The organism is Bordetella genomosp. 6, assembly GCF_002119705.1.
Classification (GTDB): domain Bacteria; phylum Pseudomonadota; class Gammaproteobacteria; order Burkholderiales; family Burkholderiaceae_B; genus Bordetella; species Bordetella bronchiseptica_F.
Genome location: NZ_CP021107.1, coordinates 789,985 through 803,381, shown reverse-complemented (window position 1 = coordinate 803,381; position 13,397 = coordinate 789,985). Strand labels below are relative to the sequence as shown.

Annotated in this window: 13 protein-coding genes; 8 read left to right on the top strand and 5 right to left on the bottom strand. The window is 67.8% G+C overall.

Annotated features, from left to right (window positions below; genetic code table 11):
* Window positions 1–236 precede the first annotated feature (236 nt).
* Together CAL11_RS03825 and CAL11_RS03820 are read left to right on the top strand one after the other, a co-directional pair.
* Window positions 237–1,841 (top strand): gamma-glutamyltransferase family protein, encoded by a 1,605-nt coding sequence (locus CAL11_RS03825; RefSeq protein WP_086092206.1) that lies wholly within the window; start codon window positions 237–239, stop codon window positions 1,839–1,841.
* Between the two features lie 55 nt (window positions 1,842–1,896).
* A complete protein-coding gene (locus CAL11_RS03820; RefSeq protein WP_033463904.1) occupies window positions 1,897–2,802 on the top strand; it encodes an NAD(P)-dependent oxidoreductase in 906 nt (301 codons plus the stop codon).
* Between the two features lie 48 nt (window positions 2,803–2,850).
* On the opposite strand, the gene CAL11_RS03815 is transcribed toward CAL11_RS03820, so the two are convergent.
* Window positions 2,851–3,480, bottom strand: a complete 630-nt coding sequence (locus tag CAL11_RS03815) for an FMN-dependent NADH-azoreductase (protein ID WP_086092205.1) — start codon at window positions 3,478–3,480, stop codon at window positions 2,851–2,853.
* Between the two features lie 121 nt (window positions 3,481–3,601).
* Here CAL11_RS03815 and CAL11_RS03810 point away from each other — a divergent pair, with 121 nt between their 5' ends.
* The gene (locus tag CAL11_RS03810) at window positions 3,602–4,525 is read left to right on the top strand and encodes a LysR family transcriptional regulator (RefSeq protein ID WP_033463910.1); all 924 of its coding nucleotides are present in this window, start codon (window positions 3,602–3,604) and stop codon (window positions 4,523–4,525) included.
* A gap of 8 nt (window positions 4,526–4,533) precedes the next feature.
* On the opposite strand, the gene CAL11_RS03805 is transcribed toward CAL11_RS03810, so the two are convergent.
* A complete protein-coding gene (locus CAL11_RS03805) occupies window positions 4,534–4,935 on the bottom strand; it encodes a type III secretion system chaperone (protein WP_068927098.1) in 402 nt (133 codons plus the stop codon).
* A gap of 240 nt (window positions 4,936–5,175) precedes the next feature.
* Between CAL11_RS03805 and CAL11_RS03800 the strand changes: the two genes are divergently transcribed.
* On the top strand, window positions 5,176–7,152 hold the full coding sequence (locus CAL11_RS03800) for a DUF3120 domain-containing protein (protein ID WP_086092204.1): 1,977 nt from the start codon (window positions 5,176–5,178) through the stop codon (window positions 7,150–7,152).
* Window positions 7,153–7,177: 25 nt separating this feature from the next.
* Here the strand turns inward: CAL11_RS03800 and CAL11_RS03795 are convergent, their stop codons facing one another.
* The 3 genes from CAL11_RS03795 to CAL11_RS03785 are packed head-to-tail and all read right to left on the bottom strand — an operon-like array spanning window position 7,178 to window position 9,960.
* On the bottom strand, window positions 7,178–8,689 hold the full coding sequence (locus CAL11_RS03795) for a sensor histidine kinase (RefSeq protein WP_086092203.1): 1,512 nt from the start codon (window positions 8,687–8,689) through the stop codon (window positions 7,178–7,180).
* Window positions 8,690–8,720: 31 nt separating this feature from the next.
* Entirely contained in the window at window positions 8,721–9,407 is a 687-nt protein-coding gene (locus CAL11_RS03790) for a response regulator (protein WP_033450566.1), read from the bottom strand.
* A complete protein-coding gene (locus tag CAL11_RS03785; RefSeq protein WP_033463919.1) occupies window positions 9,388–9,960 on the bottom strand; it encodes an RNA pyrophosphohydrolase in 573 nt (190 codons plus the stop codon). The genes CAL11_RS03790 and CAL11_RS03785 overlap by 20 nt, the downstream gene beginning before the upstream one ends.
* Window positions 9,961–10,025: 65 nt before the next feature.
* Here CAL11_RS03785 and CAL11_RS03780 point away from each other — a divergent pair, with 65 nt between their 5' ends.
* From CAL11_RS03780 to tolR, 4 genes are read left to right on the top strand one after another with little or no spacing between them, the layout of a single operon-like run.
* Window positions 10,026–11,756 carry a proline--tRNA ligase gene (locus tag CAL11_RS03780; protein WP_086092202.1) on the top strand — a complete coding sequence of 577 codons (1,731 nt, stop codon included), beginning with the start codon at window positions 10,026–10,028 and terminating at the stop codon, window positions 11,754–11,756.
* Between the two features lie 54 nt (window positions 11,757–11,810).
* Entirely contained in the window at window positions 11,811–12,239 is a 429-nt protein-coding gene (gene ybgC, locus CAL11_RS03775; RefSeq protein WP_086092201.1) for a tol-pal system-associated acyl-CoA thioesterase, read from the top strand.
* A 2-nt stretch (window positions 12,240–12,241) separates the two neighbouring features.
* Complete coding sequence (tolQ, locus tag CAL11_RS03770; RefSeq protein WP_003814641.1) at window positions 12,242–12,922, top strand: protein TolQ; 681 nt, start codon at window positions 12,242–12,244, stop codon at window positions 12,920–12,922.
* On the top strand, window positions 12,922–13,380 hold the full coding sequence (gene tolR / locus CAL11_RS03765) for a protein TolR (protein WP_068927105.1): 459 nt from the start codon (window positions 12,922–12,924) through the stop codon (window positions 13,378–13,380). Before tolQ ends, tolR begins: the two co-directional genes overlap by 1 nt.
* The last annotated feature ends 17 nt before the right edge of the window (window positions 13,381–13,397 follow it).

Sequence of the window (13,397 nt, the reverse complement as noted above, 5' to 3'; positions counted from 1 at the left end):
GCCGGCCGGCGCGAACCGGGCCCGCGGGCCCGGTTTTTTTTTGCCTCGGCTTCGCAGCAGCACCGTATGCCTGTCCTGCCCCGACGCGCATGGCGCCTGTCCCCGCAGGGACAGGCGCCCTTACGCCACGGGCACAAGGCCACGAAATTTCAAATCGCAACCAATCACGACAAATTTGACATGAATCGGCCGCGCGTGCGTTAAGCTACGGGTTTACCCGTGTCTGTCGGCTTGTCATGAAGTTCGATTGGAACAACCCCTACCCCAGCACCCGGATTCCTGTTTTCGCGCGCAACGTGGTCGCCACGTCCCACCCGCTGGCGGCGCAGGCCGGGCTGCGCATCCTGGCGCAGGGGGGCAACGCCGCGGACGCGGCGGTGGCCAGCGCCGCGACGCTGGCGCTGGTCGAGCCAGCCAGCAATGGCCTGGGATCGGATTGCTTCGCCCTGGTCTGGGATGGCGCCCGCCTGCATGGCCTGAACGCCTCGGGCAGCGCGCCGACGGCGTGGAGCCCCGCTTATTTCCGGCGCAAGCACCAGGGCAAGATCCCGTTGCGCGGCTGGGACAGCGTGACCATACCGGGCTGCGTGGCGGGCTGGGCCAGCCTGCACGAAAGACTGGGCAGCCTGCCTTTCGCCGACGTGCTGGCGCCCGCCATCGAATATGCCGAGCGCGGCTTCGCGGTGCCCCCGACCGTACAGCGAAGATGGGCTGCCCAGGCGGACCCGCTGCGCAGCCTGCCCGGATTCGCCGAACACTTCCTGCCGCATGGACGCGCGCCCGAGGTGGGCGAACATTTCGTGCTGCCGGGCGCGGCCGCCACGCTGCGGCGCATCGCCGCCAGCGGCGGGCGCGATTTCTACGAAGGGGAAACGGCCCAGAAGCTGGTGGCGCACGCGCAGGCGCACGAGGCGGCGCTGACGCTGGGCGACCTGCGCGACTATGCGCCGCAATGGGTCGACCCCATCAGCCAGGCCTACCGCGGCCACGCGCTGCACCAGCTGCCGCCCAACGGGCAGGGCCTGGCGGCGCTGATCGCGCTGGGGATCGTCGAACACTTCGACCTGGCATCGCGCCCCATCGAGCATCCGGACACCCAGCACATCCTGATCGAAGCCATGAAACTGGCGTTCGCCGACGTCTATGCGCACGTCGCCGACGCGGCGCACATGCGCATCCGCGTCGAACAGCTGCTGGACCCGGCCTATCTGGCCGAGCGCGCGCGCCTGATCGACCTGCGCCGCGCGCGCGTCTACAACGCCGCGCAGGCGCCGCGGGGCGGCACCGTCTACCTCGCGTGCGCCGACCGCAACGGCATGATGATCAGTTTCACCCAGTCCAATTACATGGGATTCGGATCCGGCATCGTGGTGCCGGGCACCGGCGTCAGCCTGCAGAACCGCGGCTCCTGCTTCAGCATGGACCCCGACCACCCGAACGTCGTGGGCGGCGGCAAGCGTCCGTTCCACACCGGCATTCCCGCCTTCCTGACGCAGGATGGCGCACCGCTGATGAGTTTCGGCATCATGGGCGGCAACATGCAGCCGCAGGGACACTTGCAGGCGCTGGTGCGCATGCTCGATTATCGACAGCAGCCGCAGGCGGCGTGCGATGCCCCGCGCTGGAAATGGAACCGCGGGCTTTCGGTCGATGCCGAGGCCGCCATGCCCGCGCAGGTGACCGACGCCCTGCGCGCCCGCGGCCATATCGTGGACGTCACGGCGCCGGCCGACAAGGATTTCGGTTCGGGCCAGTTCATCTGGCGCCTGGGCGATCCGGCGGTCGACGGCTATGTGGCGGCCAGCGACAGCCGCCGCGACGGGCTCGCCGCGGGCTTTTGATTGCGTTAAGGTTACTGTCCTGTATCCCAACAGCGCCTTTCAACGGAGATCCGGCATGGCCACCATCGGTTCGAAGACGTACGACACCATCACCCCGCGCAACGTCGCTTTCCTGGGCCTGGGCGTCATGGGCCTGCCCATGGCTGGCCACCTGGCCCGCGCGGGCCATCAGGTCACGGTCTACAACCGCACGGCGGCCAAGGCGCAGGCCTGGGCCGCCGAATTCGGCGGCAAGGCCGCCGCCACGCCGCGCGAAGCCGCGGCAGGCGCGCAGATCGTGTTCTGCTGTGTCGGCAACGACGACGACCTGCGCAGCGTGGTGCTGGGCGCGGACGGCGCCTTCGCCGGCATGCAGGCCGGCGCGGTCTTCGTCGACCACACCACCGCCTCGGCCGACGTGGCGCGCGAACTCTACGCGGCGGCCCGCGAACTGAAGCTGCAATTCATCGATGCGCCGGTCTCCGGTGGCCAGGCCGGCGCCGTCAATGGCGCGCTGACCATCATGTGCGGCGGCGACAGCGCCACGTTCGAAGACATCAAGCCGGTGGCGCATGCCTTCGGCCGCGCCGTCACGCTGGTGGGCCCGCCGGGCGCCGGCCAACTGGCCAAGATGGTCAACCAGGTCTGCATCGCCGGCGTGGTGCAAGGCCTGTCCGAAGCCATCGCTTTCGGCCAGACCGCGGGTCTGGACATGAAGCTGGTGCTGGATGTGATCAGCAAGGGCGCCGCGCAAAGCTGGCAGATGGAAAACCGCGGCGCCACGATGGTGGACGACAAGTTCGATTTCGGTTTCGCGGTGGACTGGATGCGCAAGGACCTCGGCCTGGTACTGGCCGAGGCGCGCAACAACGGCGCCCGGCTGCCGCTGACCGCCCTGGTGGACCAATTCTACGGCGATGTACAGAAAATGGGCGGCAACCGCTGGGATACGTCCAGCCTCATCAAGCGGCTGCGCGACTGACGCCACGGCGCCGGCCGCTCGTTGCCCAAGCGGCCGGCGCCCGTTCTATCAGGCCGCCGCCAGACCCTGGCGCGCATCCAGCGACAGCGCATCGATGCGCTGCCTGGCCAGGGCCAGCCCTTCCTGGGCGGCCAGTTCGCCCATCGCCATGCCTTCGGCGGCGATGAACGTCACGTCGGTCATGCCCAGGAAAGCCAGCATCTGCTTCAGGTAGGGCGTCATCGTGTCATCGGGCGTACCCTCCGACTTGCCGCCACGGGCGATCAGCACCAGCACCTGCTTGCCCTGCACCAGGCCTTCGGGCTTGCCTACGGCCGTATAGCGGAAGGTCACGCCGGCACGGGCGATATGATCGATGTAGCTCTTGAACTGGGCCGGCAGGTTGAAGTTGTAGACCGGCACGGCGAAGACGATGCGATCGGCGTCGAAGAGCTCGGCGACCAGTTCGTCGCTGAGCGCCGCGATGCGCTGCTGCTCGGCGTTGCGCGCCTCGGCGGGCGTGAACAGCGCCCCGACCGTCGCACCGTCGAAATACGGCACGGGATTGGCGGCCAGATCGCGGATCTTGACCGTACCGCCGGGTTCGGACTGCTTCAGGCGGGCCAGCAGATGGTCGGCCAGTTGCTTGGAGTTCGAGCGATCGCCGAGGATCGAGGACAGGATGACGAGGGTTTTCATAAGGTGGGCCTCCAGTGGTACGGCGTCGTGCCGTGTAGCCATGGCGTAACTTTAAGAGGCTTCATTGTTTACATAAACCCGGTTAAGATGAACTGTACGTTCTGAATTTAGAACAATTTTCATGCAAGACCTCAACGATCTCTACTACTTCGCCCAAGTCGTCGAGCAAGGCGGCTTCAGCGCGGCATCGCGGGTGCTCGATATCCCGAAATCCCGCCTGTCGCGCCGCATCTCGCAACTGGAGGACCGCCTGGGGGTGCGCCTGCTGCAACGCACGACGCGCCGCCTGCGCCTGACCACGGCCGGCGAACGCTACCTGCACTACTGCCAGGAAATGACGGCGTCGGCGCGTGCGGCCGAGGACGCCATGCGGCAGCTGCAATCCGAGCCCGCGGGCCCGGTGGTAGTCAGTTGCCCGGTATCGATTGCCCAGCAGATGCTGGCGCCGCTGCTGCCGGAATTCCTCGACGCCTGGCCGTCGGTATCGGTGCAGTTGCTGGTGACCAACCGGCGGGTGGACGTGATCCGGGAGGGGGTGGACCTGGCCTTGCGCGTGCGCACCAGGCTGGATACCGATGCCGAACTGGTGGTCAAGCATCTGGGCCTGGCCAGCGGCACCCTGGTGGCAAGCCCCGCCTACCTGCAGCGCCATGGCGCGCCCGAAACGCCGCAGGAGCTGGCTTCGCACCGCACGCTCAGCTTCAACGACCCGCAGAACGAAGTGCGCTGGCCGCTGACCAACCAGCGCGGGGAATCGGTCGAAGTCGCCGTGCAGCCGGTGCTGGCCAGCAACGACTTCATCGTGCTGACCCAGGCCGCGGTGCGCGGGCGCGGCATCGCGCTGCTGCCGTCGATGGCCAGCGAGGCGGAACTGCGGCGCGGCGAGCTGGTGCGGGTACTGCCGGACTGGCGCTCGCCGGAAGGCATCGTGCATTGCATCTATCCGTCGCGGCGCGGCATGATGCCCGCGGTACGCGCTTTCCTGGACTTTCTTGCCAAGCGCGTGCCCCCGCTGGTGCGCCAGAGCGACACGGCCCGGCCATAGGGCCGGCCTCAGGCCTTGCGCCCGGCGACCTCGGCCGTGCCCTGCGGCGACGCCGGCGGCGCGGCGTCCGGGGCCATGAGGGCCGCTGCGCGCGCCGCCAGCCGCGCCAGCAACGCGTGCAATTGCTCGGCCGTCAGGCGGCCGACATGCTCGCGCGCCCACAGGATGGCCTCGCCCTGCTCGGACAGATCCAGCAGCACGGGCGGCCACTGCGCCAAGCTGTTGGCCAGCGCCGTGCCCGGCAGCGGATCGGGCGCCGGCCCGAGCGGCAGCAGCACGGTCACCATGTCGTCCTCGCATCCGATATGGACGACCCATTGCTCGTCGATGGCCAGGGAGGTGACCGGCTCGTCGGCGCCAGCGGGCAGCCCCAGCAGGTGGCGCAGATTGCGGATGAGCAACGGGAACATGGCATCTCCTGGGCGTACATGCGGACGGGGCCACATATGTTGGCCTGCCCGGCGCCCGGCCTTAATCAGGCGAACGCTGCCCGCCATGGCGGAAAGCGGCCTAACGGGCGCGGACTTCTCCGCGCCGCGAGGGGCGCGGAGAACGCCGGACAGACGGCGGTTACCAACACGGCATCCGGCGGACTTGCCGGCGCCTGCGCCGCATCCAGCCATCGCCCCCAAACCACGGAGGACCCGCACATGTTGAGCAACAACGTCAATCCGGTCGTCGGCCTGTCGTACCGGCCCCTGCCCGAGACGCCGCCCAGCGGCCAGGCCGCCGCACATCCCTCCATGCGCCTGCTCGAGCCGAACAACGACGAATTCGTGCGCAGCGTGGCCAGCCCGCGCCTGCGCCACAGCAGCGAGGCGCTGCGCGAAGTCAAGCACGATGTCAGGCAGTTCCAGGCCAGCGGCGACCGCTCGCTGCAGCAGCTGCGCGACCTGGAAGTGGCGCTCGACCACTGGGAGGCCAGCCAGCCCAGGGAGTTCGCCAAGCGCGGCGGCATGGTGGCCGAATTGCGCACCGCCATCGATGCCTACAAGCAACAGCTGCGGGAGCATGCGCCCAGCCATGCCAGCCTGGACGTGAAATGGCTGGATGGACTGCGCGCCGGGTCGATGGCGCTGCAAAACGACGTCAAGGTCTGGATGCAGAACCTCGAAGACCTGCGCACGCGGCGTCCCGACGAATTCGCCGCCCGCCTGCAGCAATCCACCGACGCGCTGTACAGCCACCTGGAGGCCCAATGGGCGACGCAGCACGGAGCACCGCCCACGGCGAGCGACGTCGCGGGCATGCCGCAATGGCGCGAATACACCGCCATGCTGCGCGAGCGCTTCGCGGGCCTGGACACCATACGCCCCAACCTGACGGCCGAGGAAAACGCCGTCGCCATCCTCAAGACGCAGACGCAGCTGCTGGCCTTGCAGCGGGCGCAGGAAGCGCTGCAGGCGAGCCTGGCCGACGGCGTCTCGCGCCAGGGCGACGTCGGCCTGCTGCGCACCCAGTTACTGGCCGGCATGGTCGAAGGATTGATCGCCCTGCAGCAGTCCGACGACGACAGCGCGCTATGGAGCCGCCCTCCCGCCGCCGATAGCGGCGGCCGCCTGTCCGTCGAGACCGGCGCCAAGGCCAGCACCGATTTCGAGGCGCCGGCCGGCAAGGCCGAGTGGCTCAGGGGCAAGGGCATCAGCGGCGAGGCCGTGCTGGAGGCGTTCGCCAACATCGAGATGAGCGTGAGCGGCTCGCGCGCCGGCGCCGCCGGCGAGGCGGAAGGCTCGCTGCGGCTGTACGGCGAGTCCACGGCGCGCGCAGAGGTATCCGGGTCGTTCGAACCGTTCGCCCTGTCGGGCACCATCGGGCGCGAGGAAGCCGACGGCGACACCGAGACCAGCTCCAACGCCGTGCTGTCGCTGAACGTGAGCGCCGAACTGTCGAGCAAGCTGGGATTGGAGACCCAGGGCTCGGTGACGTTGGGCAGCCTGCTCAAGCTGGACGCCGAAGGACGCGCGGAAGTCGGCGCCAGCGCCGAGGTCTCGGGCACGGCGGCGATCGAAAAGCGCAGCGACGGCGTCGGCGTGCGCCTGGAGGGCCAGGCCGAAGCCTTCATGGGCATGAAGGCGGAAGGAACGTTGACGGCCAACCTGCTGCACAGCAAATATGCCGAAACGCACGGGCTGACCGCCTCGGTCACCGGCAGCGCCAATGTCGGCCTGGGAGCCACGGCAGAGGGCAAGCTGGTGGCCAGCCCCGGCCAGTTCGAAATGGGCGGCGAGGTCGGCACCACGCTTGGCGTGGGCGGCAATATCGGCTGGAACAGCAAGGTCGACGTCAACGCTTCGGCCGCCTACGCCTACGAACTGGCCTCGGCGGCCATGGCGCGCTTTGACGCCTTGCGCGCCAGCCAGCTCGACCATGACGCGAAGACCAGCGGCAACGATAGCCAGCTCAACCGCCTGGCGGACAACCTGCAATCGCACATCGACGCGACCAGCCACAAACTGGATGCGCTGAACAGCGCCGGGATCGAAAACCGGATCCGCAAGGTGGACGGGGCTGCCGCCGGCGACGGCGCCCAGGCGGCGGCCGGCCTGGCGGCGCAAATGGCCTTGGTGGGAACGGGCGCGGACCTCAGCCACGACATCAAGATCACGGCGCTGAACCTGCGCGCATGACGGCGAGACGCTCGGAGCGAGGCGCTCAGCCGTAACGCCGGGGCGCCTCGGCCTCATCGGCCGGGGCGCCCCGGTCGTACAGGGGAATCCAGAACACGGCGCACAATCCGACCCCGCCCTGGGCGTTGGGCTCGCCGTCGCGCAATTCGATATCGCCATCATTGCGGCGCGCATAGGCGCGAGCGATCGACAGCCCCAGGCCCGACCCCGACGACGACGCATGGCGGTCGCCCGCCATGCGGTCGAAACGGGCGAACGCGCGGGCCCGCAACAACGGCTCGATGCCGGGGCCGTCGTCGGCGACCTGCACCTCGGCGCGGTCGGCGTAGCGCACGACCGATACCGTGATGTGCGCCCCCGCCGGGGCATAGTTGATGGCGTTGTGCACCAGGTTGGACAGGGCCTCGTGCAGTTCGACCTCGCTGCCCCAGACCGGCACCACGGCGGTGTCGCTGGCGCCTTCGGCCTCGTCGCCGCGCGCGTCGACCCAGCCCAGGTCCTGCTGCTTCTCGTGCGCCAGCGGCAGGTACTGCAGCACGACGTCGCGCGCCACGTCGTTGAGGTCGAGCTCCTGCCGCGGCGGCGCATCGGCCTGGCTGGCATGCGCCAGAGACAGCAGCTGCTCGGTCAGGCGGCGGGTGCGGCCAAGCTGGTCGACAATGGCGCGCAGCCCCTCCTGGGCGCGCACCGGATCGCGCTCGCGCAAGGCATATTGGGCCTGGGTCAGCATGATGGCCAAGGGCGTGCGCAACTGGTGCGACGCATCGGCGAGGAATTGCGACTGTTCGTCCAGCACGCGGCGATGGCGCGCAATGTGGTGATTGACGGCCTCGACCAGCGGCGCGACCTCGCTGGGCACCCGCGTGGCGTCCAGCGGCGTCAGGTCGTCGGGCCGGCGGGTGCGGATATCGTTGCGCAGGCGCACCAGCGGCCGCAAGGCCCAGTTCACGCCCCACCAGACCAGCAAGGCCACCAGCGCCAGCATGCGCGCATCGCGCAGGACCTCCTGGCGCTGCGCGCTGGCTTCGGCCTCGACGCGCTTGCCGATGCTTTCGGCCACGACGACCAGCACCTGGCGATGCTGGTTGCGGTAATAGAGGTCGCGCACCACGGCCACGGCGCGCACGGGATCGTTGCGATAGACCGCGTCGAAGAAGACCGGTTGCCCGTTGCTGCGCGGCCAATAGGGAGGACGCGGCATCTCCGGCATGCCCGACAGCGCCCGGCCGGGCTCGCGCGGCATGCCGGGCAGGTTTTCGGGCCAGGGAGGGTCGATTTCCTCGATGCGGTAATACTTGCGCATCCCGGCCTTGGACTCGAGCATGACCTGGGCGTACAGCGGCGTCGCCACCTGCAGCGTGCCGTCGGCCGCGAACTCCAGGCTGCTCTCCAGCACGCGCGCCGGCTCCAGCAGCGCCGAGTCATAGGCTTCGTTGGTGATGGCCGCCAGGGTGCGATAGTCGTTCCAGCTGTCGATGACCAGCAAGACCACCACGCCCGGCAGCAACAGCGAGATCAGCAGCGCGCGGATGCCCACCAGCGGCGTGCGCGACGATGCGCGCGAACGCTCAGCTTTCGGAGGATTCACTGACGGTGCTTTCCAGCATGTATCCCAGGCCGCGCACCGTGACGATGCGCACGTCGCTGCCCGTCAGTTTCTTGCGCAGGCGATGCAGCACCACTTCGATGGCGTCGGGATTGGCCTCGCTTTCGTGCGTGAACACTTTGCCGAACAGCTGCGACTTGTCGACCGGATAGCCGCTGCGGGTCAGCAGCGCCGCCAGGGCGGCATGCTCGCGCGGCGTCAGGAACAGCAGCGCCCCGTCCAGGGTGAAGGCGCGGCTTTCGCCGTCGTACGACAGCGAGCCGCATTGCAGGCGGGGGGGCTGGCGGCCGCGGCTGCGCCGCACCAGGGCGGTCAGGCGGGCCTCCAGCTCTTCCAGCGCGAACGGCTTGGTCAGGAAATCATCGGCGCCGAGATTGAGCCCGCGCACCCGGTCCTGCAGCGCGCCCTGGGCGGTCAGCAGCAGCACCGGCGTACGGTCGTCCCGGTTGCGCATTTCGCGCAGCAGCACCAGCCCGTGCTTGTCGGGCAGGCGCAGGTCCATGACCACCGCGTCATATTCGTTGCCTGCCATCAGGCCTTCGGCCGTACGGGCGTCCGGCGCATGGTCGGGCATGAACCCGCTCTGCGCCAGCGCCCGCATCAGCCAGGCCGCCATGTCGCGCTCGTCTTCAACCAGCAATATGCGCATGGTCGTCCGTCTCGGAGGACGGGTTGTCGGTCGAGCGCGGCCCATGCACCCGCTGGCGCAAATAGCGCGTTTCGTGGTGCCGGCGGAATAGAATGACGGCCAGTTCGTTCAGGGCCTGCGTATAGACGTCGCGCTTGAACTCGATGACCGCGTCCAGCGGCACCCAGTACTGGCTCCAGCGCCAGGCGTCGAATTCCGGGTGCTGCGTGGCGCGCAGGCATACGTCGCTGTCGCGCCCTACCAGGCGCAACAGGAACCAGATCTGCTTTTGTCCTTTATAGTGGCCACGCCACTCTCGCCGGACGAAGTGATCCGGTACGTTATAACGCAACCAATCACGTGTACGCCCCAAAATGCGGACATGCTCGGGCTTCAAGCCCACCTCTTCATGGAGTTCGCGATACATGGCCTGCACCGGGCTTTCGCCGTACTTGATGCCACCCTGCGGGAACTGCCAGGCATGTTCCCGGATTCGCTTGCCCCAGAAGACCTCGTTTTTACCGTTTACGAGAATGATGCCGACATTGGGACGGTAGCCTTCGCGATCAAGCATGGGCCACCCCCACCGAATTCAATACAATTACGGTCGATTATACGTATCTGCTGCCACCTTTAACTATGCGCGCCTCCAAGTACCACCTGAACACTCTGAAAGAAGCCCCGGCCGAGGCCGAGATCGCCAGCCACCAGTTGATGACGCGGGCGGGCATGATTCGCAAGCTGGCGGGCGGAATCTACACCTACATGCCGCTGGGGCTGAAGGTCATCCGCAAGATCGAGGGCATAGTCCGCGAGGAAATGAACGCCGCCGGCGCGATCGAGCTGCTGATGCCGGTGGTGCAGCCGGCCGAGCTCTGGATGGAGTCCGGCCGCTGGGAGCAGTACGGCGCGGAATTGCTGCGCATCAAGGACCGCCACCAGCGCGATTTCGTCCTGCAGCCGACCTCGGAAGAAGTGATCACGGACATCGCGCGCAACGAGATCCAGAGCTACCGGCAGCTGCCGCTGAACTTCTACCATATCCAGACCAAGTTCCGCGACGAACGCCGCCCCCGCTTCGGGTTGATGCGCGGGCGCGAGTTCACCATGAAGGACGCCTATTCGTTCGACCGCGACGAGGCCGGCGCCCAGCGCAGCTACGACATCATGTACGCCGCCTACCAGCGCATTTTCCAGCGCCTGGGCCTGGAATTCCGCGCCGTGGCGGCCGACACCGGCTCGATCGGCGGGTCGCGCAGCCATGAATTCCAGGTCATCGCCGACACCGGCGAGGACCTGATCGTGTACAACCCCGAGTCGGACTACGCCGCCAATATCGAGCTGGCCGAAGCGCCCGCCCTGCTGGCCACCCGTCCGGCCCCCGCCCAGGACCTGGAAGCGGTCCCCACGCCCGGCGCGGCCAAGTGCGAGGACGTGGCCAAGCTGCTGGGCCTGCCGCTGGCGCGCACCATCAAATCCATCGTGCTGGCCGTGGACCAGCCGGAGGGGCCGGCGCAGGTCTGGCTGCTGCTGCTGCGCGGCGATCACGAACTCAACGAAATCAAGGCGGGCAAGCTGGCCGGGCTGGCCGGCTTCCGCTTCGCCACCGAAACGGAAATCGCCGACCATTTCGGCTGCAAGCCCGGCTACCTGGGTCCGATCAAGACGGCCAGGCCGGTGCGCGTGGTGGCCGACCGCACGGTCGCCAACATGGCCGACTTCGTCTGTGGCGCCAACCGCGAGGATTACCACTACCAGGGCGCCAACTGGGGCCGCGACATGCCCGAACCTGAGCTGGTCGCGGATCTGCGCAACGTGGTCGAGGGCGATCCCTCGCCCGACGGCAAGGGCACCCTGTCGATCCAGCGCGGCATCGAGGTCGGCCACGTATTCTTCCTGGGCACCAAGTACTCGGAAGCGCTCAAGGCCACCTTCCTGGATGACAACGGCAAGCCGGCCGTGCTGCAGATGGGCTGCTACGGGATCGGCGTCACCCGCATCGTGGGCGCGGCCATCGAGCAGAACCACGACGCCCGCGGCATCATCTGGCCGCGCGCCATCGCCCCCTACGAGGTGGTGATTTGCCCGGTGGGCTGGGGCAAAAGTGAAACTGTTCGTGACACCGCGGTGGCGCTGTACGAGGCGCTGCGCGCGCGCGGCGTGGACGTCATGCTCGACGACCGCGACAGCCGCCCGGGCGTCATGTTCGCCGAATGGGAGCTGATCGGCGTCCCCCTGCGCGTAACAGTTGGAGAACGCGGGCTGAACGAGGGTGTGGTGGAATTGCAGGCCCGCCGCGAAGCCGAGGCGGCCAAGGTCCCGGTGGACCAGGCCCTGGCGCAGACGCTGGCCAAACTCGACTTGCTATAGTCCCCAGGGCGGGCGCCAGCCCGCCCCGCGGCAGCCACAGGGCTCCTATCGATCGTGACCGACCCGAAGTTCTCCGAATCCGTGCTGGACATCCGTGTCTACTATGAAGACACGGACGCTGGCGGAGTCGTCTTCTACGCCAACTACCTGAAGTTCCTGGAACGGGCCCGCACCGAATGGCTGCGCGGCCTGGGCGTGAACCAGTCGGACCTTGCCGAGCGCGAGCAACGCCTGTTCGTTGTCCACTCCCTGGACATGTCCTACCGCAAGCCCGCCCGGCTGGACGACCTGATTACCATACGCAGCCGGATTACACGAATCGGCCGCGCTTCGATACACTTCGCGCAGCGCGCCGAGCGCAACGGGGAACTGCTTGCCGAGGGCAACATCCAAATCTGCTGCGTCGATTCGATCCGTATGCGTCCGGCCGAACTGCCGGACGATATTCGCGCAAAACTGAAATTCATCCAGATTCAGGAATAAACATGCAAGTCACCAACGACATGTCGTTGCTTTCGCTGATCTCCCACGCCAGCGTGCCGGTTCAGTTGATCATGCTGCTGCTGCTGGGCATCTCGATCATGTCCTGGACCTATATTTTCGCCAAGCGCCTGGCAATCAAGCGGGCGCACCAGCAGACCCGCCGCTTCGAGGATGACTTCTGGTCGGGCGGCGACCTGGCCATGCTGCAGCAGGCGGTCGCCACCCGCCGCGACGAACAGGGCGCCCTGGCGCGCATTTTCGACGCCGGCATGACCGAATTCCTCAAGGCGCGCCGCACCAGCGCCGCCGGCGACGTCAACGCGGTGCTCGACGGCCCGCGCCGGGCCATGCGCGCGGCCTACCAGCGCGAAATGGACTCCCTCGAGTCGCACCTGAACTTCCTCGCCTCGGCCGGCTCGGTCAGCCCGTACATCGGCCTGCTGGGCACGGTGTGGGGCATCATGCATGCCTTCATCGGCCTGTCGAACATGCAACAGGCCACGCTGGCCGCGGTGGCGCCCGGCATCGCCGAGGCCCTGATCGCCACGGCCATCGGCCTGTTCGCGGCCATCCCGGCCGTGGTGGCCTATAACCGCTTCACCAACGACATCGACCGCCTGTCGATCCGCTTCGACAGCTTCGTCGACGAGTTCCTGAACATTCTGCAGCGGCAGGTGCGCTAATGCCTTCGGTACGCTCCAACGGCCGGGCCGGCCGCCGAATGAAGGCCGACATCAACGTCGTGCCCTATATCGACGTCATGCTGGTGCTGCTGGTGATCTTCATGGTCACCGCGCCCCTGATCACGCCCGGGCTGATCGAGCTGCCCTCGGTGGGGCAGGCCTCCGATGTGCCGGCCAAGCCGCTGGAAGTGCAGATTTCGGAAGACGGCAAGATCGCCTTGCGCATGCGCGAGCCGGGCGCCACGCCCCAGGACATCGCACGCACCGAGCTGGTCAACCAGGTCCGTTCGCGCATTACCGCCGAAACGCCGGTCGTGATCGCCGCCGACGGCAAGGTGCCGTACGAGTCGGTGGTGAAAGTCATGGACGAATTGCGTTCCAGCGGCATCACGCGCCTGGGCCTGCTGGTCGACCAGGGCGCCGGCGCCGAGACGCAGCAACCTGCCCGGAAACGCTAACGCGCCGCTTGCGGACA

What these genes read in the sequence shown, in the direction of transcription:
- CAL11_RS03820 (WP_033463904.1), top strand. Translation starts at nt 1,897, where the DNA reads ATGGCCACCATCGGTTCGAAGACGTACGACACCATCACCCCGCGCAAC.
- CAL11_RS03785 (WP_033463919.1), bottom strand. Translation starts at nt 9,960, where the DNA reads ATGCTTGATCGCGAAGGCTACCGTCCCAATGTCGGCATCATTCTCGTA.
- CAL11_RS03805 (WP_068927098.1), bottom strand. Translation starts at nt 4,935, where the DNA reads ATGTTCCCGTTGCTCATCCGCAATCTGCGCCACCTGCTGGGGCTGCCC.
- CAL11_RS03790 (WP_033450566.1), bottom strand. Translation starts at nt 9,407, where the DNA reads ATGCGCATATTGCTGGTTGAAGACGAGCGCGACATGGCGGCCTGGCTG.
- CAL11_RS03800 (WP_086092204.1), top strand. Translation starts at nt 5,176, where the DNA reads ATGTTGAGCAACAACGTCAATCCGGTCGTCGGCCTGTCGTACCGGCCC.
- tolR (WP_068927105.1), top strand. Translation starts at nt 12,922, where the DNA reads ATGCCTTCGGTACGCTCCAACGGCCGGGCCGGCCGCCGAATGAAGGCC.
- CAL11_RS03810 (WP_033463910.1), top strand. Translation starts at nt 3,602, where the DNA reads ATGCAAGACCTCAACGATCTCTACTACTTCGCCCAAGTCGTCGAGCAA.
- CAL11_RS03825 (WP_086092206.1), top strand. Translation starts at nt 237, where the DNA reads ATGAAGTTCGATTGGAACAACCCCTACCCCAGCACCCGGATTCCTGTT.
- CAL11_RS03815 (WP_086092205.1), bottom strand. Translation starts at nt 3,480, where the DNA reads ATGAAAACCCTCGTCATCCTGTCCTCGATCCTCGGCGATCGCTCGAAC.
- tolQ (WP_003814641.1), top strand. Translation starts at nt 12,242, where the DNA reads ATGCAAGTCACCAACGACATGTCGTTGCTTTCGCTGATCTCCCACGCC.
- CAL11_RS03780 (WP_086092202.1), top strand. Translation starts at nt 10,026, where the DNA reads ATGCGCGCCTCCAAGTACCACCTGAACACTCTGAAAGAAGCCCCGGCC.